A 26,869-nucleotide genomic window follows, 5' to 3' on the forward strand; every position below is an offset into this window, starting at 1 on the left:
AAAAATTGGTTGGTTGCGGCCAACCAAAGGAGCTCTTTAAAAACTGGAAGTTACTTGCTGGCGACGGTCTCTGGTTGCCAGCCACCGCCAAGGGCCTTGTAGATCGCGACAATGCCGCGATACAGATCGACTTCGGCCTGGGCCTGGCTGTCTTCGGCATTCAGACGCTCACGCTGTGCATCGAGCAGCACGAGGAAGTCAGTGGTGCCTTCGCGATAGCGAATCTCTGCCAGATCGGCAGCCTTGCGGCTCGATTCGCTCTGGCGGATCAGCGAGATCAGCCGTTGCTGACGTTTGCCGTAGTCGCTGAAGGCGTTTTCCGATTCTTCCAGGGCCAGCAGCACTTGTTGCTCATAGGTCGCCAGTGCGCCTTCGGCATCGGCATCGGCGCCGCGTAAACGGGCACGGACGCTGCCAAGGTCGAACGCTGCCCAGGTAATGCTCGGGCCGAGCGCCCATGCGTTGGCCGCCGAGGAACCGATCTGCGAACCGCGTCCGGCCGTCCAGCCGAGGAAACCGCTGAGGCTGACCCGTGGGAACAGATCGGCCTTGGCCACACCGATGCGCGCCGTGGCGGAAGCCAGTTTGCGTTCAGCGCTGAGGATGTCCGGACGACGTTGCAGCAGTTCGCCCGGGTTACCGATTGGCAAGGCCTTGGCGATTGCTGGTAGCTCCTTTGGACTCAGGTCGACGGTCAGTTTGTCCGGACGCTCCCCCAAGAGGGTGGCGATGCGGTTTTTCTGTCGGACCTGTTCCGCCTGCAACTGCGGCACGCTGGCTTCGACTGAGGCCAGACGCGCATCGGCACGTTCGACATCGAGCTGATCGCCAACGCCGGCATCACGCAGGCTGATGGTGATCTTGCGCGACTCCTGCTGGTTGCTCAGGTTGGCCACGGCGATTTTTTCGCGTAGTTGCGCGCCGCGCAGTTGGCCATAAGCGTCGACCAGTTCGGCAATCATGGTGACTTGCAGTTGGTACAGATCGGCTTCGGCCGCTTGCTGGTCGGCGTCGCTGGCTTCCAGATTGCGCTGGATGCGACCGAACAAGTCCAGTTCCCAGGCCATGTCCAGACCGAGGTCATAGCGCTCGCTATTGACCCGTTTGGTGGTCTGGCCAGGGATTTGCCCCTTGGCCAGATCGCTGCTGGCGCGGCTGGTGATGGTCGGCATCGCATCGTTGCTGACGTCGTCGCGGATCGCCCGGGCGGCTTTCCAGCGAGCGAACGCCACGCGCAGTTCACGGTTGCCTTGCAGTGACTGAGTCACCAACTGGTTGAGGGTCGGATCGTCAAACTGCTGCCACCAGATGCCTTCGAATTTCGAACGGTCGAAGTTCTTTTGCCCGGCGGCGCCGTCGGTGGCGGTCGTGATGTTGGCCGCCTCCGTGGCTGGGGTCTTGTAGTCGGGGCCGACGGCGCAGGCGCTGAGGGCCAGCACCAGCAGACTCGGCAGGAAGACTTTCAGACTCATTGGTGCGCCTCCAGTGGCTTTTGAAGAGTGGGCGCCTTGGCCGCTTTACGCTGCTCGCTGCGTTCGACGAAGTTACGGATCAGTACGTAGAACACTGGTGTCAGCAGCAGACCGAAGAAGGTCACGCCGAGCATCCCGGAGAACACCGCCACACCCATGGCGTGACGCATCTCGGCACCCGCACCGCTGGAGAACACCAGTGGCACCACACCCATGATGAATGCAAAGGAAGTCATCAGGATCGGCCGCAGACGCAGACGGCAGGCTTCCAGTACCGCAGCAAGCGGGTCGAGACCTTCTTCCTGTTTGTCCTTGGCAAACTCGACGATCAGAATCGCGTTCTTACAGGCAAGTCCCACCAGTACGATCAAACCGATCTGGGTGAAGATGTTGTTGTCACCGCCCGAGATGATCACGCCGGTGATGGCCGACAGCAGGGTCATCGGTACGATCAGGATCACCGCCAGTGGCAGGCTCCAGCTTTCGTATTGAGCAGCGAGCACCAGGAACGCCAGCAGTACGCAGAGCGGGAACACGAACAGCGCGGTGTTGCCGGACAGAATCTGCTGGTAGGTCAGGTCGGTCCACTCGTAGGTCATGCCGTTCGGCAGTTCATCCTTGAGCAGTTTCTCGATGGCTTTTTCTGCTTGACCCGAGCTGTAGCCGGGGGCTGCGGCGCCGTTGATTTCTGCGGTGATGAAGCCGTTGTAGTGCATCACGCGATCCGGACCCGAGGTGTCGCTGACCTTGATGAAGGTCGCCAACGGGATCATTTCGCCTTTGTTGTTACGCACTTTCAGCTGGCCGATCTGGTCGGATTCGAGGCGGAACTGTTGCTCGGCCTGAACGTTGACCTGATAGGTGCGGCCGAAACGGTTGAAGTCGTTGGCATACAGCGAACCCAGGTAGATCTGCAGGGTGTCGAAGATGTCGCTGACGGCCACGCCGTGGGTTTTGGCTTTTTCCCGGTCGATGGCGGCATCGACCTGCGGCACGTTCACGGTGTAACTGGTGAACAGGCCAGCCAATTCCGGCACGTTGTGGCTCTTGTTGATGATGTTCATGGTTTCTTTGTACAGCTCGTCGTAACCCAGGTTGCCCCGGTCTTCGATTTGCAGGCGGAAACCACCAATGGTGCCCAGACCTTGTACCGGCGGTGGCGGGAAGATCGCCATGTAGGCTTCCTGAATGTTCGCGTACTGGCCGTTCAAGGCACCGGCGATTGCACCGGCCGACATGCTCGGGTCTTTACGTTCGTCGAACGGTTTCAGGGTCACGAACACGATGCCGGCGTTCGGGCTGTTGGTGAAGCCGTTGATCGACAGACCCGGGAACGCTACGGCGCTTTCCACGCCTGGCTGTTTCAAGGCCAGGTCGGACATGCGCTTGATCACGTCTTCGGTGCGATCCAGGCTCGCGGCGTCCGGCAGTTGCGCGAAAGCCACCAAGTATTGCTTGTCCTGGCCGGGTACGAAACCGGTCGGCGTGTTGGAGAAACCGAAGAAGGTCAGCACCATCAGGCCCGCGTAGAGGAACAGAGCGATGCCGCTGCCACGGATAACCCGGCGCACGGTGCCGACGTAGCCATGGCTGGCACGGTCGAAAAAGCGGTTGAACGGACGGAACAACCAGCCACCGAAGATCTTGTCGAGCACCTTGGAGAAACGGTCTTTCGGTGCGTCATGGCTTTTCAGCAATACAGCGGCCAGTGCTGGCGACAAAGTCAGCGAGTTGAACGCCGAGATCACGGTCGAGATCGCAATGGTCAGGGCGAACTGTTTGTAGAACTGTCCGGTAAGGCCGGAGATGAACGCTGCTGGAATAAACACCGCGCACAGCACCAGCGCCGTGGCAATGATCGGGCCCGTCACTTCACCCATGGCTTTTTTGGTCGCATCGAAAGGGTTAAGCCCCAGTTCGATGTTCCGTTCGACGTTCTCCACCACCACGATGGCGTCGTCCACCACAATACCGATGGCCAGTACCAGGCCGAACAGCGACAGGGCGTTGAGCGAGAAACCGAACAAGTGCATCACCGCAAACGTACCGATCAACGATACCGGCACCGCCACCAATGGAATGATCGAGGCGCGCCAGGTTTGCAGGAACAGGATCACCACCAGCACCACGAGGATCAGCGCTTCGAAGAGGGTGTGAACCACCGCTTCGATCGAGCCGCGCACGAAGATCGTCGGGTCATAGACGATGCTGTAGTCCATGCCTTGCGGGAAGCCTTTCTTTAGCTCTTCCATCTTGCCGCGAACTTCGTTCGAGATGTCGATGGCGTTGGAGCCAGGACGCTGGAAGATCGGGATCGCCACCGCCGGCTGATTGTTCAGCAACGAACGCAGGGCGTATTGGCTGGAGCCCAGTTCGACGCGAGCGATGTCTTTCAGGCGAGTGATTTCACCGTTATCGCCTGCGCGAATAATGATGTTTTCAAACTCTTCCTCAGTCACCAGACGGCCCTGAGTGTTGACCGACAGCTGGAAGCTCTGCGCATTCGGGGCAGGGGGCGCGCCCAACTGGCCGGCGGCCACTTGACGGTTCTGTTCACGAATCGCGGTGACCACGTCAGTGGCTGTCAGATTGCGCGAAGCGGTCTTGTTCGGATCGAGCCAGACACGCAACGAGTAGTCGCCCATGCCGAACAGTTGCACATCACCGACACCACCGAGGCGAGCGAGCTCATCCTTGATGTTGAGGATCGCGTAGTTGGACAGGTAGAGCATGTCGTAGCGCTTGTCTGGCGAGGTCAAGTGCACAACCATGGTCAGGTCAGGCGACGCCTTGTCGACGGTGATACCGATACGCGTCACTTCCTCGGGAAGCTTCGGCTCGGTACGAGTCACGCGGTTTTGCACCTGCACCTGCGCGTTGTCCAGGTCAGTGCCCAGAGCGAAGGTGATGGTCAGGGTGATCTTGCCGTCAGCGGTGGATTGCGAGGACATGTACAGCATGTTCTCGACGCCGGTGATGGCCTGCTCCAATGGAGCTGCCACGGTTTCACCGATGACTTTAGGGTTGGCACCCGGGAAGTTGGCACGTACCACCACGGTGGGCGGCACGACTTCCGGGTATTCGCTGATCGGTAGCTGGAACAGCGAGATCGCACCGGCGATCAGGATCAACAGCGACAGCACCGCTGCGAAGATCGGCCGTGAAATGAAGAATTGGGAAAAGTTCATCGGAGTTGTCGTCCCTTAACCGCGTGGGGTCGTAGCAGCCAGCTTCACAACCGCACCGGACGCGCCTTTGGCAGGGGCGACTTTAGGCAGGTTGCTGGCTTCCAGCGCTTGACGTTGTTGAGCGAGTGCCGCAATGGTTTGCTCGCTGGCCATCGGCACCACTTCAGGAGTGACCGGTGAGCCAGGACGTACCCGTTGCAGACCCTTGACGATGATTGTGTCGTCCTTGTTCAGGCCGGTACGGACGATGCGCAGACCTTCGATTTTCGGACCGAGTTCGACGGCGCGGTAAGCGGTTTTGTTGTCCGCGTCCATCACCAGTACGAACTTCTTGCCGAGGTCGGTGCCGACCGCTTCGTCGTTGATCAGCATGGCGTTGTAGGTGCCGCTGCCCACCAGCTTCAGGCGTGCATACAGACCCGGGGTGTAGGTGCCGTCGCTGTTGTCGAACACCGCGCGACCACGGATGGTGCCGGTTTTCGGATTGACCTGATTGTCGACGAAGTTCATCTGGCCCTGGTGCGGGTTACCGTCTTCGTTGGACAGGCCCATGTACACCGGCGTGGTGGCGCCGCGCTGACCCTGACGGGCGAGTTGAGTGTATTTGAGGAACACACGCTCGTCGGCGTCGAAGTAGGCGTAGACCTTGTCGGTGGAAACCACGCTGGTCAGCGGCGTGGTGTCGGCGGTGACCAGGTTGCCGGCGGTGATCTCGGCACGGCTGACACGGCCGCTGATCGGCGCGGTCACGCGGGTGAAGCTCAGGTTCAGTTTGGCCAGGTCCAGTTGCGCTTGCAGGGCACCGACGGCGGCGCGGGCTTCTTGTGCAGCGCTGGTGCGCGAGTCGGCCAATTCGGCGGAGATCGCGTTACTGGCACGCAGACGTTCGCCACGGCCGGCTTCGTTTTCACTGCGGGTGGCGTTGGCGCGGGACTGGGCTACCAGAGCTTCGAGGCGGCGCACCTCAGCCTGGAACGGACGAGGGTCGATCTGGAACAGCAGGTCGCCTTTCTTGACCAGCGCACCTTCAGTGAAGGCGACTTCGTCGATCTGGCCGGAGACCCGTGGACGGATTTCAACGGTTTCCGGTGCTTCGAGGCGCCCGGTGAATTCGTCCCACTCGTTGACCGGTTGTTCCAGCACTTTGGCCACGCTGACTTTGGCAGCGGGCATAGTGGCGGCAGTCTCCGGAGTCTTGCCGCAGGCGCTCATCACCAGTACGGCCAACATGGCCAACGGGAAGCGCAAATGTTTGAGTGACTGTTCCATGGATGCATCCGCCAATGTATTGAAGATGGGCGGATGATGCTCGGCGGGGTGTGATGGCACGAATCGAATGAAGCAAAGGTAACTATCATTCGGAATGATATAAGACCCGAGCGAGCCCTCTAGCATGCACCTTTCGTTAGGGGGCTATCAATCTCTCTGGAGGCAATTCTGTGTTGCCCCGTGTGCAAAAGTCAGGAGCGAGGCTGCGCGGCGGGGATTACGTGACGATTAAAAAACTGGGGCGAGGGAGCTTGCTCCCTCGCCCCAGTGACATCAGAGTTTCGGCAACTGGCCAATGCGGCCAATCATTTCCGTGACGATCTGCAGATCCAGCTGGAATTGCTCCACGGTCTTGAATTCACCGTCGGTGTGCCCGGTGTATTTCACGTCCGGCTTGGCCAAACCGAACTGCACGCCGTTCGGTAATTCATGCACTGAAGTTGCGCCGGCAGAAGTGCCGAACTCGTGTTTCATGCCGAGGTTTTCCGTTGCCACTGCCAGCAGCGCTTTCACCCATTCACCTTCTGGGTTGCGGTACATCGGCTCGGCGATCGAGTAGTCGAAAGCAACGGCAACATGGCTCTTCTTGCTCCACGCCGCGAGTTTTTCAGCGATCTCAGCCTTGAGCTTCTCAGGCGATTTGCCCTTCGGCACGCGCAGGTTGACCGCGAGTTTGAAGGCTTTGTCATCCATGCCGACATAGGTCAGCGACGTGGTCAGTGGCCCCATGAAGGAGTCGGAGAAACCGACGCCGAGTTTGTTGCCCAAATAATCCAGGCCCCAGTTATCAGCGGCGTAACGCGCGGCATCGGTAATGTGGTTGTGCTTGAAGGCGACCTTGCCATCAAGGCTGTTAATAAAGACCAACATTCGCGCGACCGGATTAACCCCTGACTCGGGTTCGGAGGAGTGCGCGGATACGCCCGTCACCGTCAGTTTGACGTCTTTACCGTCAACCTTGGCGCTCACCTGGAAATCGCCGCCACTGCGCTTGGCAAACTCGTCCCCGGCCTTCTGCAGACTGGCAGCCAGCTCCGCAGGTTTGTCGGTAATCAGGGTGGCGACTGAAACCGAAGGAATCTGGTTGGTCGCCAGGCCACCGGTCATCGAGATGATTTCCGCACCTTTGCCTTCACCTTTGCGCTTGGCGAAGTTGGCCATGACCGTGCCGTAACCTTTCTCGGCAATCACCACCGGGTAGCCACCATCCAGTGCCAGGTTGTAGTTGGGCGTCGGATTACGTTCGAAGTAGTAGGGGATCGCATCGCCGGTGGTTTCTTCAGTGGTGTCCACCAACAGTTTGAAATTGCGTGCGAGCGGCAGCTTTTCATCCTTGATGACTTTCATCGCATAGAGCGTTACGACGATGCCGTTCTTGTCATCCTCGGTGCCACGGCCGTACATGCGGTCACCGATCAGAGTGATCTTGAAGGGGTCGAGGCGGGTGCCATCCTTCAATACCCAGTTTTCCGGCGTCACCGGCACCACGTCGGCGTGGGCATGAATACCAACGACTTCATCGCCGCTGCCTTCGAGCGAAATCTCATAAACGCGGTTGTCGATGTTGCGGAAATTCAGGTGGAAGGACTCGGCCAGGCTCTTGATCTTTTCGCCGATCTTGATGAATTCCGGATTGTCGTGCTGGGCTACGCCGTCCTTGCGATAGGTTGGGATCTCGACCAGCTCGCGCAGTGTCTCGGTGGCAGCGGCGCTGTATTTCACCCGGGCATAAATACCGAGCAGACGATAGATCTCGTTCTGCTGCTCAGCGGTCAGGGTCTTGTTGTCAAGGAATGCGCTGATGGTCGGGCCAATGTCGGCAGTTTTCGCCAGATCGCTCTTGGAGAGGCTACCAAGGAATTGACGGAAATCCGTAGTCGACTCGGCCTTGAAGGTTTTAAGGATTTCAGCGCTCTGCTGTGGAGTAATGTTGGCGTGAGCCGGCGCGGTGAAAGCCGACAGTCCAGCCAGCATCAAGGTCGTTGCAGCCAGTTTTTTGAAAGGGAAATTCATTACGAAGGGCATTCCTTTGCAGGGCAGTGAGTAAGGGGTGTCTCAGCGTTGAGACACATGCACTTACAAACTAACACCGTGCCAGAGCATTGCGGGAGGCCTGAAACGGGAACTGTCGCACAGAAATGCAAAAGCGACGCACAATCGAAAGTGATCCTGGCTCAGCCACCGATGTCTTCGCGGGTCGTCGACGAGCATTTCACTTTTTCTTTATAGTGCAGGCCCCAGCGGACCACCTGCCACCTGAGTTTTTCGGCAACGGGTAAGCAAAACCGCGCGCGATCTTCGACTGAGTAATACACCCCTTCAATGAGCGATTCTAGAACTACAACCAACGGCAACTGGTACGCAGTGATTGCCTTGGCACTGGCTGCGTTTGTGTTCAACACCACCGAGTTTGTTCCGGTGGGGCTGTTGAGTTCGATCGGTAGCAGCTTCGATATGTCGACGGCGCAGGTTGGCCTGATGCTGACAATCTATGCGTGGGTGGTGTCGTTGACCTCGCTTCCCATCATGTTGCTGACGCGCAACATCGAGCGGCGCAGGCTATTGATCGTATTGTTTACGATGTTCATCGCAAGTCATGTCCTGTCGAGCCTGGCGAGCAGTTTCGCTGTTCTGATGGTGAGCCGCATCGGCGTGGCGCTGGCGCATGCGCTGTTCTGGTCGATCACGGCTTCTCTGGCAGTGCGGCTCGCGCCACAGGGCAAGCAGGTGCAGGCCTTGGGCCTGTTGGCAACGGGTACCTCCCTGGCGATGGTGCTGGGTATTCCTCTCGGCCGATTGTTGGGCGAGGCCATGGGTTGGCGTACCACGTTCATGGTGATCGGCGGATTGGCGGCTGCGCTGGTAATGTGCCTTGCCAGGGTTCTACCGTTGTTGCCCAGTCAGAACTCTGGCTCCCTGAGAAGCCTGCCGTTGTTGTTCAAACGGCCTGCACTGGTGGCGCTTTATATTCTGACGGCCATGGTGGTGACGGCTCACTTCACGGCTTACAGCTACATCGAACCCTTCGTTGAAGTGGTAGCGGGCATGAGTAGCGATGCGGTGACGCTCATCCTGCTGTTGTTCGGTGGCGCAGGTATTTTCGGATCGCTGCTGTTCAGTTGGCTGCACCGGTATAACCCGCATCGTTTTCTGGTCATCTGTGTGATGCTGCTCGTGGTGTGCCTGGCGTTCCTCTTGCCGTTGAACGGCAAAGTCTCCTATTTGGGGACGCTGAGTGTTTTCTGGGGAATGGCGATCATGGGATTTGGGCTGGCGTTGCAGTCCAGGGTTCTGGTGTTGGCACCGGACGCTACCGATGTGGCGATGGCGCTTTTCTCGGGTATCTACAACATCGGTATTGGTGGTGGGGCACTGTTGGGGAGTTGGGTTGGTGGCCAGATCGGGTTCGCTTACATTGGAATTGCTGGAGGCGTGCTGGCAGGTCTGGCGCTGATGATTTACAGCCTGACGATCTATCGCCTCACCAGCGCCCGAAGCCCGGGCCCGAAGTCGATGACGTGAGATCGCCCGGTGAGCAGAGGGCGCCTGGCGTTGTCAGGCTGCTCAATGCGACGGAAGCTCAAGGCTATCCGGATCCCCGAAGAACATCTGAATCCGCGATCTCAACCAACGCTCACCCGGATCGTTATCCTGCGACCCACGCCAGGCCATGTGCAGTTCAAACGTCCGCGTCGGCAACGGCGGATCTTCCGCCCTCACACCGCCAGCCGCCGTCAGCGCATCCGCCGTGTAATCCGGTACGGTTGCAACAATGTCAGTGCCCGCCAGCAACGTACTCAAACCGTTGAACTGCGGCACAGCCAGCACCACATGGCGTTTGCGCCCGAGTTTCTCCAGTTCCTCATCAATAAAGCCACTGAGGTCGCCCGCAAACGAAACCAGTGCATGCGGTCGCGCGCAGTAATCGTCGAGGCTCAACGGGCCAGGGACCGTGTCGGCGCGCAACAGTTTCGGCTGGCTGCGGCGCAAGACTTTGCGCTTGGCATTGGCCGGCAGGTCGGTGGTGTAGCTGACGCCGATCGAAATCTCACCGGAAGCCAGCAGGCTTGGCATCAGGATGTAATTGACTCGGCGCACCACCAGCACGATCCCAGGCGATTCGGCGCGCAGGCGTTTTAGCAGCATTGGCAGCAGTGCGAATTCGACGTCATCGGACAAACCGATGCGAAACACCGAGGTGCTGGTAGCGGGGTCGAATTCTGCGGCACGGCTGACGGCGGTCGAAATCGAGTCGAGGGCGGGCGAGAGCAGGGCGAATATTTCCACCGCACGGGCGGACGGTTCCATGCTCCGGCCGGTGCGCACGAACAAAGGATCATCGAACAGGCTGCGCAGACGCGAGAGCGCCGCACTGATTGCCGGCTGGCCAAGGAAAAGTTTCTCGGCGGCACGGGTCACGCTGCGTTCGTGCATCAATGTTTCGAATACGATCAACAGGTTCAGGTCGACACGACGCAGGTCATTACGATTCATCTGGAGTCCTGGCAGAGTCATCAAGCTTGACGAGGGCGGCCATATGAGAACAATGGCCGGCATGAATCTTACGGGGAAAGGCTGGTACTCTGCACCGGAAAATTCAGCTTTACTCACACGGGCGCAGCAGTTTTTCATGGATTTTGCCAATGCCGTCCATACTGCGGAATCAATGACAGGCATGTCGACTATTAATAGCCACTGATAGTCTTGGGTCAAAAGCCCAGATAGAGTTCAGGGCATTAGAGGTTACTTTGACGAGGTTTGCGATGTCCCGCACGATCCGTTTTCACAAGTTTGGTCCGGCCGAGGTGCTCAAATGCGAAGAGCATGCGGCCGCTCAGCCAGGTCCTGGCGAAGTGCAGGTGCGTGTCGAGGCAATCGGCATCAGCTGGTACGACACGCTCTGGCGTCAGAATCTGGCCTCGTCCCAGGCACGCCTGCCGTCAGGCCTTGGCCATGAAATGGCCGGTGTGGTCACGGCGGTCGGTGCCGATGTCGAAGATCTGTCCGTGGGTGACAAGGTCGCCAGTTTCCCGGCCGAAAGTCCAAACGACTATCCGGTCTATGGCGAGTCGATTGTACTGCCGCGTACAGCGCTGACCCGTTATCCGGATGTGCTGAGTCCGATCGAAGCCAGCGTGCATTACACACCGCTGTTGATCGCCTATTTCGCTTATGCCGATCTGGCACGGGTAAAACCCGGGCAGTTTGCGCTGGTCACGGATGCCAGTCATTGTGCCGGCCCTTCCTTTGTCCAACTGGGCAAGGCCATGGGGGTGCGGGTGATTGCCGCTACCAAGGACGCGGAGGAGCGCGAATACCTGCTGTCGCTGGGCGCGGAGAAGGTGATTGTCACCGAAGAGGAAGATCTGTTGATGCGAATCAACAAGATCACCGACAACCGGGGCGTCGACGTGGTTTTTGACGGTCTCGGTGGCCCGCAGATGTCGCTGCTTGGCGATGTGCTCGCGCCGCGTGGCAGCCTGGTGTTGTACGGTTTGCAAGGTGGCAACCAGACGCCGTTCCCGGCCTGCGCAGCGTTCCAGAAGAATATCCAGTTCTTCGTGCACTGCATCGGTAACTTCACCGGCAAACCGGAACTGGGCATCACCCAGGATCACGTCGCCCTGCAACGTGCCTTGCGCGACATCAACCAGTTGACCGCTGATCGTGTGTTGGTGCCGCTCAAGACTCGTGTATTCCCGTTCAACGAGTTCGTCGAAGCGCATCGCTACATGGACGAATGCCCATGCCGCGAACGGGTCGCTCTGCAAGTCGAGCCCGCCTGAAAATAGACCTCCATCAGAGTCCGTGGCCCCACGGACTCTTCTGCGTTTTTCCCCCTGCGAAAAGCCGATCTCACTGCCTGCATCCGAATCTGTTCAGCAACTGAACTGGTTTTTGCCTTCGATCTGTATCTTCTAATCGCAATGTAAGCCCTGATAATTGAATGATTACTTTCATCTCAAGGAATGAGTCATGGCTGTGCATTCAATTTGTCCCGCGCAACATCAAGCGGCTGGATCTGCTTGTCGAGAAAACTTCTGTTTAATTGTTGTAGGGCTATTCGCAAACTGCTTCTCTTTTTCTTGTACTCACTTGTCGTGGGACGTTGTGGGAAGTTTCCTAGGAATAATATTTTCTAGAAAAATACCAGCATTTACAGGTGCTTGAGGCTGTCTGTCAGTGACTTCAGGGCTTTTCAAAGCTCAAGTGTTTCAAATAACTACAGATTTGTAAGTGTTAGCATCTGAGCGTCTATTACTTATTGATGAATTGTCGTGCGATCGAGATTTCGGTCTGCGCGTCATGAAACTTTTTATACCGGGTAAATACCGATGAGCACGATCCATGATCAGGCAATGAATTATGTCTACCAACAAGTATTGCAGCGATTGCTGAGTTTCTTCTCCCGCGCGGAACGCACGGCATTGCAGTTATTGATCCAGCGGCTGGCCGTGGCCGCGGGCGGCATGGAGAACATCGGTCATTTCAAGGTGTTGGTGAACCAGACCGGTTCGCGCGACAGCTGTTACACGCTGGCGCTGCTCCGGGCGGCGCAGTTGAGCATCGCCGGACGTGCCCCCGCCACCTTCCAATTGCGGGTGGCCAATTTGCGCTGGAACGGCAACAGCCCAATGGCACTGCAAAACATGCACCGTAGCTACGGCGCACTGTTCCTTTACGACGATCCCCGTGTCGAGCTGGTGATGGTGGATCATCGTCAGGTCCTGCCATTCGACCATCAGGCGCCGGCCTGCGACGAGGGGCGTGAAGCCAACCGGATCAACCTGCTGCTCATTGGTCATCGTCGCAGCTTCAGTGAAGCGCTCGAATTGTGGGATGACGCCTATCTGGCCACCGCAGAGTTCTACGGTCAGGTCGCCCGCTGGAACAACGGCGTCGATGCAATGATCGGCAGTGAAAGTCCGAGCCGCCAGATTCATTTCCTCGAGGGCTTGAGTCGCGCCGTACAGAAAGCGGCTATTGCCGATTCGTTAGTGACTGCCGCAGGCTACGAAGCGCTGTTTCCGTTGCTCGACGGGCTAGGGGGGGATTATTACCGCGAGTTCTATACGGACGAAGAGCGGGTGACGTGGCGCCCCGAAGGTCAATTCGAAGCTTGTCGCCGCACTGGCTTCATCAACATCAACGACATGATTGTCGGCAGGCTCGAAGAACGCTGGCCTTTGCTCAGTGACTTTCTTGGCTTCCAGGCAGATGAGCTGACGCTCTCTCAGGGCGACGACGAATTCGCAGAGCCAATGGTGGCTGCACATTTGCGAGGATTGCAGGCGTGCTTCATCGAGGGGCGAACCTATGAGGCCGGAATCAGCGATTACCTGCAAAGCTGTTTGCTGAAGATGCGCCGCAAGCAGGTGCCTGAAACGGTGTGTGAACAATTGCTCGCCAGTTTCGGCAATCTGCAGGACCCCGATCTCCTCCGCCAGCAAGCGGAAGGCTGCCTGTTGGAAAATTTTGAACTCAACGAGATCCAGTTGGCGTGCCTGATGTTTGCACCGTTTATTGACGCCGGTGCGGGGCTGGAACGGTTTCTGCGCAATTGTCATCCAGGCATGTTGGTGGCCATGCCGGATCTGCATCGGGCGATGCAGGGCCTGCATGCCTCGGATCAGGTATTGAAATGGATGACGGATGTCAGTGGCTTGCCGGTCAAGTTGATTGTGCGTCTTTACGCCATGGGCCCGATCCGCATGCCCGTCCCTGGTGAAATTGCAAGTTCAGGCGAGGCGGGTGCTGGAAAGCACGTCGATCGGTCGGCGGAAGGCTGATCGTGAGCCACTTGCCAGAGCATGAATACTTGCCCACGGGGGCGGGCTTGTGAAAGCGTCACGGGAAAACGACTTCGTATATCAGGCGGTGTATCGCTATCTGACGCTGTTAATCGACGAGGCGGGGGGTGGCCCGGCAGTGCGCTTGCCCTCGTTGCGGCAATTGGCTGATCGACTCAATGTGTCTATATCGACCGTCCAGTACGCCTATTCGTTGCTGGAAAAAGAAGGTCGCGTCTATTCAATCGCCAAGTCCGGTTACTACGCGCAAGCGCAGAACGCTCTGGAGTCGCCCGGTTGCGGCAGTGACTTGCTTGAAACTGTGTATGTCAACGCCAGGCGCCCTGGTATGTGTGTGTTGAGCGCCGACGACCCGGCCTCACTGCAACCGTTGGACAGTCCGCTACTGACACTTGAACGCGAACTGCTGCGCCAATATCCGCGACAGCCGCAGCTACTGGCGCAGCCTTGCGGCGAGCTGGAACTGCGTACGGTGCTTGCCGCGCGCTATACCTCGTCAACGGTGAATTGCTGGCATGCCGATGACGTCTATATCGGTGCAGATCTGCGTGGGGTGCTGGAAATACTGATCTCCGTGCTTGAGCTGCGTGGGGCCACCGTAGTGGTCGAATCTCCATGCGACTGGGTGATCTTGCGCCTGTTGGATGCTGCTGAAGTTCGTGTCATCGAGCTGCCGCTGCTGACGGGAGGAGTGATTGATCCCCAGCGGCTGGAGTCATTGCTCAAGAGTGAGCCGGTGCGCTTGATCCTGTTGTCTTCGGCGTTGAGCATGCCTCAGGGCAGCCCGCTGTCCCGGACCAATCGACAGGCGATCGCGCATCTGCTCGGATGCCATGGTACGTGGGTGCTGGAAAACGACTGTTATAGCGAACTCGATGAAGGCAACGACTCCCAGCGCTTGCGCGACTGGCTGGATCCTGATCGCTTGCTGGTGTTTTCCACGTTCGAGAAGTTCGTCGGTACAGAGGCGCCTTTCGGTTTTGTGCTGTCTCACCATTGGCGGAGTGAGTTGCAACGCCATTTCCTGTTGCGTGCGTTCCGTTTGTCGCCGATCCGCCAGAAGGCGATTGCCAGGTTGCTGGGCGGCGGCAGGCTGGATCAGCACTTGTCCGTGCTGCGCCGAATGCTCAAGGAGCGTCGCACGCAATTAATCGAGTTATTGCGCGAGCGACTGGGTGAAGCGTTGGCGATCGACGAATCGCAGGGTGGGGCGACCATATGGGTGCGCTCGTTGCGACCGGTGAATATGGGCAACGTGTTTCACCGTTTGCTCCAGCAGCAGATCGTCATTGCACCTGGGGAGCTGTTCAGTCTGCAGGGCCTGCATGGGCACCATCTGCGATTGAGTTCGCTGACCCATGGTGAGCACGATCTGGCCGATGTCGTCGGGCTATTGGGTGACGCGTTGCGTCTGGCGCCCGATGATTAACGTTAAAAAACATCGGGAGAGTCTCGGATAGATCCCATCGCGCTGCGGTCAAACTGCCAGTAAACTGCGCTCTATTCCTGAACCACTCTATTTCAGAGGTTTTGCATGACTCTCAGTCCTTTTGCGGGCAAACCGGCACCGGCAGAATTGTTGGTCGATATCCCGCGACTGGTAACGGCTTATTACACCGGCCAGCCCGACGCTTCCATTTCCACGCAGCGCGTGGCGTTCGGCACTTCCGGTCACCGCGGCAGTTCCTTCGACTTGAGTTTCAATGAATGGCACGTTCTGGCCATCAGCCAGGCAATTTGCCTGTACCGTGAAGCCCAGGGAATTACCGGCCCACTGTTCGTCGGCATCGACACCCACGCGCTGTCGACGCCGGCCGGAGCCAGCGCTCTGGAAGTCCTGGCGGCCAACGGCGTGACCGTGATGATCGCTGAAGGTGATGAATACACGCCGACACCTGCTATTTCCCATGCCATTCTCTGCTACAACCGCGGCCGTACCTCGGGCCTGGCCGATGGCATCGTCATCACGCCGTCGCACAACCCGCCGCAAAGTGGCGGCTACAAATACAACCCGACCAATGGCGGCCCCGCCGACACCCACATCACCAAGTGGATCGAAGCCAAGGCCAACGAGCTGCTGGCCAACAAACTGGCGGGTGTTAAACGCATCAGCTACGAGCAAGCGCTCAAGGCCAGCACGACTCATCGCCACGACTACGTGAATTCTTACGTTGCCGATCTGATCAACGTGATCGATTTCGATGCCATTCGTGATGCCAAACTGCATCTGGGCGTTGACCCGTTGGGTGGAGCAGGGGTGCGTTACTGGTCGGCTATCGCTGAGCACTATCGTCTGGACCTGGACGTGGTGAACAAGGAAGTCGATTCGACTTTCCGCTTCATGACCGTTGATTGGGATGGTCAGATTCGCATGGACCCATCGTCCAGCCATGCAATGCAAGGCTTGATCGGCCTGAAAGAGCGTTTCGATGTCGCGTTTGCCTGCGACCCGGATCACGATCGCCATGGCATCGTCACGCCATCCGGTGGCTTGCTCGCGCCGAACAACTATCTGGCGGTGTCCATCGACTACCTGTTCCAGAACCGTCCGCAATGGCGTGCCGATGCGGCCGTGGGTAAAACCGTGGTCAGCAGTGGCTTGATCGATCGCGTTGCCAAGCGTCTGGGGCGTCGCCTGTATGAAGTGCCGGTCGGCTTCAAATGGTTTGCTGACGGTCTGTTCGACGGCTCGTTGGGTTTTGGTGGCGAGGAGAGCGCTGGCGCATCGTTCCTGCGCAAGGATGGCGGCGTATGGAGCACCGACAAGGACGGACTGATCCCGGCATTGCTCGCTGCTGAAATGACCGCGCGCACCGGTCGCGACCCAAGCCAGGCCTATCGCGCCCTGACGGACGAACTGGGCGAGCCGTTCTCGGTGCGTGTTGATGCCAAGGCCAACCCGGAACAGAAAGCGCTGCTGAGCAAGCTGTCGCCGGCGCAGGTCACCTCGACCGAACTGGCAGGCGAGAAGATTCAGACCATTCTCAGCCATGCACCGGGCAATGACCAAGCGATTGGCGGTTTGAAAGTGATGACCGAAAACGGCTGGTTTGCAGCACGTCCTTCGGGCACCGAAGACATTTACAAGATTTACGCCGAAAGCTTCATCAGCGACGACCACCTCAAGCAACTGGTGGCCGAAGCGCAAACCCTGGTGGATGGTGCTATCAGCACTAAATAAGCCGCAACGACATCAGTGTTTGAATAAAAAGGGGCAACCATTACGGTTGCCCCTTTTTATTCAAACACTGATGAAATCAGGCGAGATCCACCAGGACAATCTCACTGTCTTCAAGCGCCGTGACCGTCAATACCTGTTCATGCGCAATCGCCACGCCGTCTCGAGCTTGTGCCTGCAAGCCGTTGACTTCAATGACACCTGTCGCCGGCACCAGATACGCACGACGGCCCGGCTCCAGTTGGTATTCGGCTGTTTCTCCAGCCTTGATGTTCGCCGCGACCAAGCGTGCATCGGCGCGGATCCGCAGGCTTTGATCGTCGCCGTCCTTGCCGCTGGCGAGGGTCACAAAGCCTTCGCGCTGACCTTTCGGAAAGGGTTTCGCACCCCATGACGGCGGGGCGCCGGTTTCGGTCGGTAGAATCCATATCTGGAAAATCCTCGTGTCCTGCGCCTCCAGGTTGTATTCGCTGTGAGCAATGCCGGTGCCGGCGCTCATCACTTGTACGTCGCCCGCTTCGGTACGGCCCTTGTTGCCGAGATTGTCCTGATGGGTAATCGCGCCTTCACGCACATATGTGATGATCTCCATGTCGCGATGCGGGTGCTGCGGGAAACCGGTGCCGGGGGCAATCACATCGTCATTCCAGACCCGCAGGTTGCCCCAGTTCATGCGTTGCGGGTCGTAATACTCGGCGAACGAAAAATGGTGATGGGCATCCAACCAGCCATGATGGGCGCCGCCCAGCGAGCTGAAAGGTCTGAGTTCAAGCATGTTCGTCTCCTCAAAAGGCTCGTCGCGAGGATGCGATGGCCGCATCTGGCGCAAGTCCGGTGGTGTATGGCGTCGATCATCTATCAGGCAAGTATCGATAAAAAGCGTAAAAACTGCGGTATCAGCATCGAATAACTTGATAGAAAGTGGCGTCGAAACACTCTTGTCCCACCTTCAATTCATCGCCTAAACCAATGACCTGTAAGCATTTCGCTAGAACTCGACGGCAAATACAGACACCATAGCCCTCAACAGCCTTACACACTGGAGCCCGTCAGCGTGGCGCAACACACCCCGAACTTCCTCCCGAACTTCGCCCTCTGGCCGAAATGCCATGGTTCAAGCGCCTGGCCGCACGCTTCTTCGGCCACGGTTTGACTCGTTTGCGTGCTCAGCATCGCGCGTCCTGGCTGCATGGTCAGGCTGACGGCTTTCGCAGCGGGCACACGGCAGGTGTCGAGTACGGCTACAAAGAGGGCAAGCTCGAAGGTCTGGAAGAAGGCCGGCAGGTATTGTTGATTCGCGACAGCCGCAGCACCGAGCATCGTCCGCCGAGCATCGATAATCACTTGTTCGATGACTGGCGTCTGCCGCTGACGCCTGAATTGAAGAAACGCATAAAAGCCGATGTCGCCCGTTTACTGCCCGCACAGGCTCAGCCGAGCACCGCGCAGTGGAAGATGATTTTCAGCGAGACACCTTCGACCTCTGTAGTGGCCGGTGCCGGAGCGGGCAAGTCGACCACGCTGGTGTTGCGGATTCTGTTGCTGACCCATTATCTGGGTTTTGAGCTTGATTCGATGACCGTGGTGACATTTACCCGCGAGTCGCGCAAGGATTTCATCAATAAACTGATCGAGCTGTTCGCGCTCTGGGGCCATGCGTTGAGCTTGAAACAGGCGCGCGAGCTGGTGCGGACCTTTCACTCGCGCATCCTGCCGATGGTCCGCAGCCTGCCGGGTTTCGAACGTTTGCAGGCGTTTGAAAACCTCAGCCATCGCGCGCCGGGTGCTGACGAGGAGGTCGATAGCAATCCGTTCGATCTGCGCATCAATGACGCTCAACGCCAACAGCTCAACGCCTGCTATCACCGTTTATTCACTCAGGACGAGCGCTTCCGCCAGTTGATTCAGCCGCTGTCCAAGGCAGCCTTGCAGCTCAAGGAGCTGGAGCGTGATCACCCGGATGTGCAAAAGCGCATGGCAGTCACCGAACTCGCTGCCAAGCGCGACGAAGAACTCTGCGACGTCATCGAAGATCTGTGGTTTCGCGCCGGTGCCTGGCCGATCAAGGGCATTGAGCCGAACCGGCAGACTTTCGAGATCAATGGCGCGAAATTCCACGGTCATGGTTACATTCCCAGCCTCGACGCTTGGGTGGTGCTCGGTTTCGATCCACGAGAAAACCCGCAGCTCAATCGGCCCAATGCCAAGCTTTCCGTACGCGCGGAGTGGGCCGTAAAGCGCACCCTGTTTCAAGCTTTCTGTCGTAAGCCTTTGATATGGCTGGATAGTTACGATTCTTCAAAACGCGTACTGGCCACTCTGGCGGGTGATGCCAGTGCAGGCCCGGGCTTCGATTACAAGGTCAAAGGCGAACTGGCGTCAGCGCCTTTGCTCGACTGTTTTGTTGCCGCCGCTGGCTTCATCGAGAACCTGGGTCTGGATGTACCCGACGCCGTCGGCCGTATGAGCTTCGCCAAGGATGACCCAGACCGGTTTTTCTTCGAGGCCTTAAGTCTGTTCTGGCGCGCACTGGAAGATCATCTGCTCGACCAGAAACCACCGGTAATGACCTATAACCGCATGTTTGCGCTGTTCAGCGAGCATTCACCGGAAAACCTCAAGTTGCTCAGCGATGAGCTGCTGCGACCGATGTCGCACCTGATGATCGATGAATTCCAGGACGTTTCGCCACAGATCGTCTCGTGGATTCGCGCCAGTCTCATCGAAATTCGTAGTCGTGGGCCGGCCATGCATGTCGGCCGGGGTGCGCAGCGTTCGTCGCTGCTGTGCGTGGGCGATGACTGGCAGTCGATTTATGGCTGGCGCGGCAGTTCGCCGAGTTATTTCATGGAGTTCACCAAGGAATTCCCGTCGCCGAGCACTACGCGGGTCATGCTCAGCGACAACTATCGCAGTCATCAACACATTATCGACGCGGCCGAACATATAGTGCGGGCAGCACCGGCGATTCCCGGGAAGAAGGCCAAAGCCAGCGGCGAACCGAAAACGTTACAGCCCGTCAACGTGCTGGAGCGTGACGACCAAGCCTTGGGGCAGCGTCTCGCCGATCACTACCGACGGGGCCACTCAATCTTGATGCTTTATCGAAAAAGCAGCGATAAGTCATTGATTGAAGAGCATATTCAGTCTGTAGTTAATGTTGATTCGAGCTTGCCGTACGAAGCCCGACGCATCAAACAGTTGACCTATCACAGCGCCAAGGGCTTGCAGGCTGACGCGGTGTTTCTCCTCGGTGACTGCCAGCACCTGACCAGTTCGCCGTACAAGAATCAGGTCTATCGCATGGCCGGGTTGGGTAAAAGCGGCGACAGCGAGCCCTACGATAGCGCCCAGAAGGATGAAATTCTGCGCCTGGCCTACGTCGGCATTACCCGCGCAGTCAGTCATTGTTACTGGTACGTCGAGCCGCAGGATGTGCAGGCGGTGAACATGCCTCGGGCGTCCGATCGGGTGCCAAGGGGCAAGCCGTTCTTCGCCGATCACCGACCCGAAAAGAAGATGGCATGAGCCAAAAAAAGCCCGCATATCTGCGGGTTTTTTTGTTGTAAATCAAATGTTTATGCGTAACTTCTAAGAGAGATTGGAGGAATGAATGCTTCCAGCTCATCCTCCACAGCCTCGATAATTCGCTCGACGTCCGCTGCATTCATCACCGTGGCGCACGGGATGCCGGCGATGGCGATCATGGTTTCGCCACTGGCGCGATCAAACAGGCGGGCGATCATGCTGCCCGGTGCGTCCATCGTTGCTTCGAAACCCATGGGATGAAAATGCCAACGCATCAGCTGGCATGCATTGGGGAACGTGACTTTGCTTGACCCTTTGTTCATGTGTTGCCCGCCTTCTTCATCGAGCGCTTCCTTTTGCTCACGTTAGGTGGGAAGAGCCTTCATTGGCTCAACCGGTGACTGCCATTAAAAATAGCATCTGGATGTGAAATTTCTGTGCGATTTTTCAGTTCGTTTTGCGATTGCTTCGCATTTTTTGATGTAAGTCACGGACTACGTAATCGTCGCCAAAAGGCCACTACGGATTAATCATTGCTGCCCGTGGCGAACTTGGGCAAGCTCGATTCTTTTTCGCCGAGCCCTTTATGCACGCCGACGATGACGGCCCAGACCAGACCCAGGCCACGGCTGCCACGGTCATGCGCTATCACTTGAGCTGGAAACACCGCGACCTCGACAGCGTCATGGCGCTGTACCACCCGGATATCCAGTACAACGATTTCTTCCAGAACCGCGTGCTCGGTCTCGACGAGTTGCGCGAGTACGTGCGGGTCAGCATGCCGAGGGAATCCGACGAAGCGCTCGAGCATTGCGACCGGATCCGCGTGGACGGCAACACCGCGTTCATTCAATACGAAGTGACGCTACGCGGTGGTGACGGGCTGGTGTCGTTCCGCTCCAGTGAGGCAATCACCGTCAAGGACGGGCTGATCTGGCGAGTTAACGAATACGCCTCGCTGGTTCGCGCGCAAAGTGGCGACAACGAGAAAGCCAGCCAGCGCCCGGCGGTCAGTCGTCTGGGCCTGTCGCCGCGCCAATTGAGCTTTATGGCCGAGGACTTGCAGCAATATTTCGAACGACAGCAACCGTATCTCGATCCCGAGCTCGACCTGCAACGGGTGGCGAAGGAGTGTGGGTACAGCCGCAATCAGATTTCCTACCTGCTCAATCAGGTGCTGGGGCAGAGCTTCTATCGCTACGTCAATCAGGCGCGCCTGCAGCATTTGCTCAAATCCCTCGACGCGGCGACGCCGCCCGTGCGTATCGATGAGCTGGCCTTCGCGGCCGGGTTCAATTCGCTGTCGGCGTTTTACAGCTGTTTCCGTCAGCACACCGGGCAGTCGCCGAAGGCCTACGTCAAACAAATTTCTTTGCGGACACGCGCGCAAGACATTCCCTGAGCCCGCGCACTAGGATCGACGCCATCGAAGGTTTTCAGTGGCGGAGTCTTGCATGCCAGCATGGCGCACTATCAGTTTATGGATGGACCAACTCGACGAGCCGCTGATCGCGCGGCCCGCGCTTGAGCGGGATCTGGACGTCGATGTGGCGATCATCGGCGCCGGTTACACCGGGCTGTGGACGGCGTACTACCTGAAGAAACATGCCCCAGGCCTGGATATCGCCATCATCGAGGCGCAAACCGCCGGGTTCGGCGCCTCAGGTCGTAACGGCGGTTGGCTGATGGGCAACCTGCTCGGCGAGGATCGTTTGCTTGCCGGGTTGTCTCCGGAACAGCGCCGCGCTTCGTTTGACCTGCTGCACAGCATCCCCGATGAAGTGGAAGTCGTCCTCGAGCGCGAAGGCATTGACTGCGACTACCGCAAGGGCGGCGTCCTGTACTGCGCGGCACGTTACCCGGAGCAAGAAGCCAGCCTGCGTGAATACCTGGCCAAGCTGCATGCCCAAGGCCTGACCGACGACGATTACCGCTGGCTCAGCCCCGAGCAGCTGGCGCAGCAGATCCGCGTCGCCAAACCCTACGGCGGCATCTATGCGCCGCATGTGGCGACCATTCACCCGGCCAAACTGGTACGTGCTCTGGCGCGCACCGTGCAAGGCATGGGCGTGAAAATCTACGAAAACAGCCCGGTCACCCATTGGCAGTCGGGTAGCTTGCGTACGGCCAAGGCCAGTGTGCGCAGTCGCTGGATCGTTCCGGCAGTTGAAGGGTATTCGGTGACATTGCCGCCCTTGGGTCGCTATCAGTTGCCGGTGCAAAGCCTGATCGTCGCCACCGAGCCACTGTCTGCCGCCACTTGGGATGAGATCGGCCTCAATCGCGGCCAGGCCTTCAGTGAATTCAGCCGCCAGGTCACTTACGGCCAGCGCAGCGCCGACAACCGTTTGATCTTCGGCGCACGTGGCGGTTATCAGTTTGCCGGCCAGTTGCGCCACAACTTCGACCTGACCCGTGATGAGGTCGAGCTACGCCGCTATCTGTTCGGCGAACTGTTTCCGCAACTGAAAAATGTGCAGATCACTCACGCCTGGGGCGGCAACCTCGGCATGTCCCGACACTTCAAGCCGCACATGCTCTGCGACCGTGCCAATGGCATCGCGTTGTCCGGCGGTTATGGCGGGGAGGGTGTCGGTGCCAGCAACCTCGGCGGCCGCACCCTGGCGGATCTGATTCTTGAACGCGACAGCGAATTGGTTAACCAGCCCTGGGTGCTGCCCGACGGCGGCATTCACGCTCTGCGCGCCTGGGAGCCGGAGCCGTGTCGCTGGCTCGGTTACAACGCGATCATCAAAAGCTTCGTCCATGAAGACCAGACCCTGGCCAACCCGGCGACCGCGCCATGGCGGCGCAAACTCGCCAGCCAAGTGGCCGGTTTCATGGAAGGTTTCATGCATTGAACGTCGATGCACTCCCAAAAAAGCCATCAACAAAGCCCCAAGACAGGTAACGCCATGAGCATCACCCAGTTCAAAAACACCGCCACGCTCCAGCTCGACGAGTCCAATCCGGTCGCCGTGCCCCTCGGCGAACCTGTCGCCATTGCCTCGACCACCAGCGTCGAGCGCGACGACGGCGTAGAAACCGGCGTCTGGGAATGCACCCCCGGCCGCTGGCGTCGGCAGATTACCGCGCAGGAGTTCTGCCATTTCATCTCCGGACGCTGCACGTTCACCCCCGACGGTGGTGGCGAAACCCTGCACATACAAGGTGGCGACGCACTGATGTTGCCGGCCAACACGCTCGGTATCTGGGATATCCAGGAAACCGTGCGCAAGAGCTACGTGCTGATTTTCTGATTGTTTGATCCTTTGATTGCCTGCCAACAAAAAAGAAAACCCACACAGGAATCGATCCATGATCCGCAAGACCCTCGCTCTGGCACCGCTGATGCTCGCCGTTTCCCTTGCTCAGGCCGCGGAAACGGTCAAGGTTTACAACTGGTCCGACTACATCGCGCCGGACACCACCAAGAACTTCGAGAAAGAAACCGGCGTCGGTGTCACCTATGACGTGTACGACAGCAACGAAACTCTCGACGGCAAGTTGATGACCGGTAAATCCGGTTACGACGTGGTGTTCCCGTCCAACCACTTCATGGCCCGGCAGATTCAGGGCGGGGCGCTGAAAAAGCTCGACAAGAGCCAGTTGCCGAACTGGAAGAACCTCAACCCGGTGCTGCTCAAAGCCTTGCAAACCAACGATCCGGGCAACGAACACGGCTTCCCGTATCTGTGGGGCAGCACCGGCATCGGCTACAACATCGCCAAGGTCAAAGCGGTGCTGGGCGATGACGCGCCGGTCGACTCCTGGGACCTGATCTTCAAACCCGAATACATGGAAAAGCTGCAGAAGTGCGGCGTGGCGATCCTCGACAATGGTCCGGAATTGCTCCCCGCAGCGCTCAATTACCTGGGCCTGCCGCATCACAGCAAGAATCCCGAGGATTATAAAAAGGCTGAAGCACTGCTGATGAAAGTCCGGCCGTACGTCAGCTACTTCCATTCCTCGAAATACACCAGTGACCTGGCCAATGGCGACATCTGCGTGGCGGTCGGCTTCTCCGGCGACATCCTGCAAGCCGAGAACCGCGCCAAGGAAGCAAAAAACGGCGTCGACATCGGCTACGCGATTCCCAGGGAAGGCGCGGCTATCTGGTTCGACATGGTTGCCATGCCCGCTGATGCACCGGACGAAAAGGCCGGCTATGCGTTCATGAACTACCTGCTGCGCCCGGACGTGATGGCGGGCATCAGTAACTACGTGCACTACGCCAACGGCAACGAACAAGCCGACAGCCTGATCGACCCGGCGATCAAGAACGACACCAAGGTGTACCCGAGCCCGGAGATGATGGGCAAGCTGTTCGCGCTGGAAGCGATGCCGCTGAATATCGACCGGATTCGTACGCGGGTATGGAACAAGATTCGCACCGGTAGTTGATAACCGTATCGCTGATAAATCCCTGTGGGAGCGGGCTTGCTCGCGAAAGCGGAGGGTCATTCGACTTCAATGTTGACTGACCTGACGCCTTCGCGAGCAAGCCCGCTCCCACATTGGTTTTCGAGTATTGAAATAGTTGATATCAATGCGCTGGCACGCACTAATAAAGTGCAGCGAAGTGAGACGCGCCTAACAAAAAACAACTTACCCATATTTAATAATTAAATAGAAAATCGTCAGACAATTAGGCAAAAAATCACCGTCTAAAACATTCTTCCCACAGCGCACGCTTTGTTTACGGGAGTTTCCCGGAACAGTTCAATTTGATCTCAAAAAAATCCTTTACGACAGATTTCAAATTGTGTCAGGTTTCTTACGCCTTCATTGGGCGAGTGATAGGACAATCTCGCCAGGGGTTGTCGCTATCGGACAAAAACTGTTCCATTGCTAAACAAGGAAGTGTGTTTATGTCGAAAGTTAAAGCTAACGCTATTGATACTGCCGAACAGGCTCTTCTGCTGTCGGTAGCGCCGCAACCTCTGGCTGCAACCAGCTCTGCCTGGAACCAGATCAATAGCTTCAGCCACCAATACGATCGTGGCGGCAACCTCACGGTCAATGGCAAACCGTCGTTCTCCGTGGATCAGGCTGCGACTCAGTTGCTGCGTGATGGTGCCCACTGGAACGACCTGGATCACAGCGGCAAGATCGAACTGACCTACACCTTTCTGACCGCCAAAACCGCTAACTTCAGCGGCCTCGGGGTCACCGGTTTCAGTCAGTTCAGCGCCCTGCAGAAAGCCCAGGCCGTGCTCGCCATGCAATCCTGGGCCGATGTTGCCAATGTGACGTTCACCGAAGCTGCCCGAGGCGGCGATGGTCACATGACCTTCGGTAACTACAGCGGTGGCCAGGAAGGCGCGGCAGCGTTTGCATTCCTGCCGGGCACCGAGCCAGGTTATGACGGCCAGTCCTGGTACCTGACCGGCAGTGGCTACGACGTCAACAAGACCCCAGGCCTGAGCAACTACGGGCGTCAGACCTTGACCCACGAAATCGGCCACACCCTGGGCCTGTCTCACCCTGGCGACTACAACGCCGGCGAAGGCAATCCGACTTACAAGGATGCTTCCTACGGGCAAGACACCCGCGGTTACAGCCTTATGAGTTACTGGAGCGAGAGCAACACCAATCAGAACTTCAGCAAGGGCGGCGTAGAAGCTTATGCCTCCGGCCCGCTGATGGACGATATCGCTGCCATCCAGAAGCTTTACGGTGCCAACACCACCACCCGTACCGGTGACACTACCTACGGTTTCAACTCCAACACCGGTCGTGATCACCTCAGCGCCTCGTCGTCGGCAGACAAGCTGGTGTTCTCGGTGTGGGATGCGGGCGGCAAGGATACTCTGGACTTCTCGGGCTTCACCCAGAACCAGAAGATCAACCTCAATGACGCCTCGTTCTCCGACGTTGGCGGCCTGGTGGGCAACGTGTCCATCGCTAAGGGCGCCATTATCGAGAACGCCATCGGCGGTTCGGGCAACGATCTGCTGATCGGCAACAGCGTGGCCAACGAACTGAAGGGCGGTGCCGGCAACGACATCCTCTACGGGGCTGGCGGTGCCGACAAGCTGTGGGGCGGCGCGGGTTCGGACACGTTCGTGTTCGCAGCCAGCTCCGACTCCAAGCCGGGTGCGATCGATCAGATCCTCGATTTCGTCAGCGGTCTGGACAAAATCGATCTGACCGGCATCACCAACGGCGCCGGCCTGCACTTTGTCAGCAGCTTCACCGGTGCAGCCGGCGATGCGATTCTGACTTCGTCGGGCGGCAACAGCCTGCTCTCGGTGGACTTCTCCGGGCACGGCGTGGCCGACTTCCAGGTCAGCACCGTTGGCCAGGCAGCGACCAGCGACATCGTGGCTTGATGTGAAACAGGGAAGCGGCGCGTGATGCGCCGCTTTCTTCGCTTGCATCGTTCAGCCCGGTGGGCAAGGCTAAGCGCCGGAGTGAAAT

At 58.2% G+C, this 26,869-nt stretch carries 18 protein-coding genes; 11 read left to right on the forward strand and 7 right to left on the reverse strand.

The genetic code is table 11. The annotated features are described in order from the left end of the window. Positions 1 to 50: 50 nt before the first annotated feature. From KI231_RS13615 to KI231_RS13630, 4 genes are all read right to left on the reverse strand, one after another. Positions 51 to 1,472, reverse strand: a complete 1,422-nt coding sequence (locus KI231_RS13615) for an efflux transporter outer membrane subunit (protein ID WP_213028577.1) — start codon at positions 1,470 to 1,472, stop codon at positions 51 to 53. Beyond that, the gene (locus KI231_RS13620; protein WP_213028578.1) at positions 1,469 to 4,660 is read right to left on the reverse strand and encodes an efflux RND transporter permease subunit; all 3,192 of its coding nucleotides are present in this window, start codon (positions 4,658 to 4,660) and stop codon (positions 1,469 to 1,471) included. Before KI231_RS13620 ends, KI231_RS13615 begins: the two co-directional genes overlap by 4 nt. Before the next feature lie 15 nt (positions 4,661 to 4,675). Continuing rightward, positions 4,676 to 5,929, reverse strand: coding sequence for a multidrug efflux RND transporter periplasmic adaptor subunit MexE (mexE, locus tag KI231_RS13625; protein ID WP_103304973.1), 1,254 nt, complete (start codon positions 5,927 to 5,929; stop codon positions 4,676 to 4,678). Between the two features lie 273 nt (positions 5,930 to 6,202). Beyond that, the gene (locus KI231_RS13630) at positions 6,203 to 7,942 is read right to left on the reverse strand and encodes a dipeptidase (RefSeq protein ID WP_213028579.1); all 1,740 of its coding nucleotides are present in this window, start codon (positions 7,940 to 7,942) and stop codon (positions 6,203 to 6,205) included. A 309-nt stretch (positions 7,943 to 8,251) separates the two neighbouring features. Here KI231_RS13630 and KI231_RS13635 point away from each other — a divergent pair, with 309 nt between their 5' ends. Continuing rightward, positions 8,252 to 9,451 carry a sugar transporter gene (locus KI231_RS13635; protein WP_213028580.1) on the forward strand — a complete coding sequence of 400 codons (1,200 nt, stop codon included), beginning with the start codon at positions 8,252 to 8,254 and terminating at the stop codon, positions 9,449 to 9,451. A gap of 42 nt (positions 9,452 to 9,493) precedes the next feature. Here the strand turns inward: KI231_RS13635 and KI231_RS13640 are convergent, their stop codons facing one another. Next, on the reverse strand, positions 9,494 to 10,423 hold the full coding sequence (locus KI231_RS13640; RefSeq protein WP_103304970.1) for a LysR family transcriptional regulator: 930 nt from the start codon (positions 10,421 to 10,423) through the stop codon (positions 9,494 to 9,496). Positions 10,424 to 10,692: 269 nt separating this feature from the next. Between KI231_RS13640 and KI231_RS13645 the strand changes: the two genes are divergently transcribed. The 4 genes from KI231_RS13645 to pgm all read left to right on the forward strand — a co-directional run bounded on the left by KI231_RS13645 (position 10,693) and on the right by pgm (position 16,921). Then, positions 10,693 to 11,715: a zinc-dependent alcohol dehydrogenase family protein gene (locus KI231_RS13645; RefSeq protein WP_103304969.1), complete on the forward strand. Its 1,023-nt coding sequence runs from the start codon at positions 10,693 to 10,695 to the stop codon at positions 11,713 to 11,715. A gap of 549 nt (positions 11,716 to 12,264) precedes the next feature. Continuing rightward, on the forward strand, positions 12,265 to 13,719 hold the full coding sequence (locus KI231_RS13650; RefSeq protein ID WP_213028581.1) for a hypothetical protein: 1,455 nt from the start codon (positions 12,265 to 12,267) through the stop codon (positions 13,717 to 13,719). Between the two features lie 49 nt (positions 13,720 to 13,768). Further along, positions 13,769 to 15,169 carry an aminotransferase-like domain-containing protein gene (locus KI231_RS13655; protein ID WP_103304967.1) on the forward strand — a complete coding sequence of 467 codons (1,401 nt, stop codon included), beginning with the start codon at positions 13,769 to 13,771 and terminating at the stop codon, positions 15,167 to 15,169. A gap of 105 nt (positions 15,170 to 15,274) precedes the next feature. Further along, positions 15,275 to 16,921 (forward strand): phosphoglucomutase (alpha-D-glucose-1,6-bisphosphate-dependent), encoded by a 1,647-nt coding sequence (gene pgm, locus KI231_RS13660; RefSeq protein ID WP_103304966.1) that lies wholly within the window; start codon positions 15,275 to 15,277, stop codon positions 16,919 to 16,921. 76 nt (positions 16,922 to 16,997) lie between these two features. Here the strand turns inward: pgm and KI231_RS13665 are convergent, their stop codons facing one another. After that, on the reverse strand, positions 16,998 to 17,693 hold the full coding sequence (locus KI231_RS13665; protein WP_213028582.1) for a pirin family protein: 696 nt from the start codon (positions 17,691 to 17,693) through the stop codon (positions 16,998 to 17,000). Between the two features lie 329 nt (positions 17,694 to 18,022). Here KI231_RS13665 and KI231_RS13670 point away from each other — a divergent pair, with 329 nt between their 5' ends. After that, entirely contained in the window at positions 18,023 to 20,446 is a 2,424-nt protein-coding gene (locus KI231_RS13670; protein WP_213028583.1) for a UvrD-helicase domain-containing protein, read from the forward strand. A gap of 50 nt (positions 20,447 to 20,496) precedes the next feature. Here the strand turns inward: KI231_RS13670 and KI231_RS13675 are convergent, their stop codons facing one another. Beyond that, complete coding sequence (locus KI231_RS13675; protein ID WP_103305046.1) at positions 20,497 to 20,769, reverse strand: DUF1652 domain-containing protein; 273 nt, start codon at positions 20,767 to 20,769, stop codon at positions 20,497 to 20,499. Positions 20,770 to 21,032: 263 nt separating this feature from the next. On the opposite strand from KI231_RS13675, the gene KI231_RS13680 reads away from it, so the two are divergent. The 5 genes from KI231_RS13680 (at position 21,033) to KI231_RS13700 (ending at position 26,781) form a co-directional block, all read left to right on the forward strand. Then, the gene (locus tag KI231_RS13680) at positions 21,033 to 21,848 is read left to right on the forward strand and encodes an AraC family transcriptional regulator (RefSeq protein WP_103304963.1); all 816 of its coding nucleotides are present in this window, start codon (positions 21,033 to 21,035) and stop codon (positions 21,846 to 21,848) included. A gap of 52 nt (positions 21,849 to 21,900) precedes the next feature. Next, positions 21,901 to 23,307 carry an NAD(P)/FAD-dependent oxidoreductase gene (locus tag KI231_RS13685; protein ID WP_103304962.1) on the forward strand — a complete coding sequence of 469 codons (1,407 nt, stop codon included), beginning with the start codon at positions 21,901 to 21,903 and terminating at the stop codon, positions 23,305 to 23,307. A gap of 54 nt (positions 23,308 to 23,361) precedes the next feature. Continuing rightward, positions 23,362 to 23,706, forward strand: coding sequence for a cupin domain-containing protein (locus KI231_RS13690; protein WP_093431317.1), 345 nt, complete (start codon positions 23,362 to 23,364; stop codon positions 23,704 to 23,706). 58 nt (positions 23,707 to 23,764) lie between these two features. Then, positions 23,765 to 24,850, forward strand: coding sequence for a polyamine ABC transporter substrate-binding protein (locus KI231_RS13695; RefSeq protein WP_103304961.1), 1,086 nt, complete (start codon positions 23,765 to 23,767; stop codon positions 24,848 to 24,850). Between the two features lie 467 nt (positions 24,851 to 25,317). Then, positions 25,318 to 26,781 (forward strand): serralysin family metalloprotease, encoded by a 1,464-nt coding sequence (locus KI231_RS13700; RefSeq protein ID WP_213028584.1) that lies wholly within the window; start codon positions 25,318 to 25,320, stop codon positions 26,779 to 26,781. The last annotated feature ends 88 nt before the right edge of the window (positions 26,782 to 26,869 follow it).

This window comes from Pseudomonas sp. Seg1, assembly GCF_018326005.1.
In the GTDB taxonomy this organism is placed as follows: Bacteria; Pseudomonadota; Gammaproteobacteria; order Pseudomonadales; family Pseudomonadaceae; genus Aquipseudomonas.

Excerpts from the sequence above, each read along its gene's own strand:
- KI231_RS13680 (WP_103304963.1), top strand. The coding sequence starts at position 21,033 with ATGCACGCCGACGATGACGGCCCAGACCAGACCCAGGCCACGGCTGCC.
- KI231_RS13695 (WP_103304961.1), top strand. The coding sequence starts at position 23,765 with ATGATCCGCAAGACCCTCGCTCTGGCACCGCTGATGCTCGCCGTTTCC.
- KI231_RS13620 (WP_213028578.1), bottom strand. The coding sequence starts at position 4,660 with ATGAACTTTTCCCAATTCTTCATTTCACGGCCGATCTTCGCAGCGGTG.
- KI231_RS13690 (WP_093431317.1), top strand. The coding sequence starts at position 23,362 with ATGAGCATCACCCAGTTCAAAAACACCGCCACGCTCCAGCTCGACGAG.
- KI231_RS13615 (WP_213028577.1), bottom strand. The coding sequence starts at position 1,472 with ATGAGTCTGAAAGTCTTCCTGCCGAGTCTGCTGGTGCTGGCCCTCAGC.
- KI231_RS13635 (WP_213028580.1), top strand. The coding sequence starts at position 8,252 with ATGAGCGATTCTAGAACTACAACCAACGGCAACTGGTACGCAGTGATT.
- KI231_RS13685 (WP_103304962.1), top strand. The coding sequence starts at position 21,901 with ATGCCAGCATGGCGCACTATCAGTTTATGGATGGACCAACTCGACGAG.
- KI231_RS13630 (WP_213028579.1), bottom strand. The coding sequence starts at position 7,942 with ATGAATTTCCCTTTCAAAAAACTGGCTGCAACGACCTTGATGCTGGCT.
- KI231_RS13640 (WP_103304970.1), bottom strand. The coding sequence starts at position 10,423 with ATGAATCGTAATGACCTGCGTCGTGTCGACCTGAACCTGTTGATCGTA.
- KI231_RS13700 (WP_213028584.1), top strand. The coding sequence starts at position 25,318 with ATGTCGAAAGTTAAAGCTAACGCTATTGATACTGCCGAACAGGCTCTT.
- KI231_RS13670 (WP_213028583.1), top strand. The coding sequence starts at position 18,023 with ATGCCATGGTTCAAGCGCCTGGCCGCACGCTTCTTCGGCCACGGTTTG.
- KI231_RS13665 (WP_213028582.1), bottom strand. The coding sequence starts at position 17,693 with ATGCTTGAACTCAGACCTTTCAGCTCGCTGGGCGGCGCCCATCATGGC.
- KI231_RS13675 (WP_103305046.1), bottom strand. The coding sequence starts at position 20,769 with ATGAACAAAGGGTCAAGCAAAGTCACGTTCCCCAATGCATGCCAGCTG.
- KI231_RS13650 (WP_213028581.1), top strand. The coding sequence starts at position 12,265 with ATGAGCACGATCCATGATCAGGCAATGAATTATGTCTACCAACAAGTA.
- KI231_RS13645 (WP_103304969.1), top strand. The coding sequence starts at position 10,693 with ATGTCCCGCACGATCCGTTTTCACAAGTTTGGTCCGGCCGAGGTGCTC.
- mexE (WP_103304973.1), bottom strand. The coding sequence starts at position 5,929 with ATGGAACAGTCACTCAAACATTTGCGCTTCCCGTTGGCCATGTTGGCC.
- pgm (WP_103304966.1), top strand. The coding sequence starts at position 15,275 with ATGACTCTCAGTCCTTTTGCGGGCAAACCGGCACCGGCAGAATTGTTG.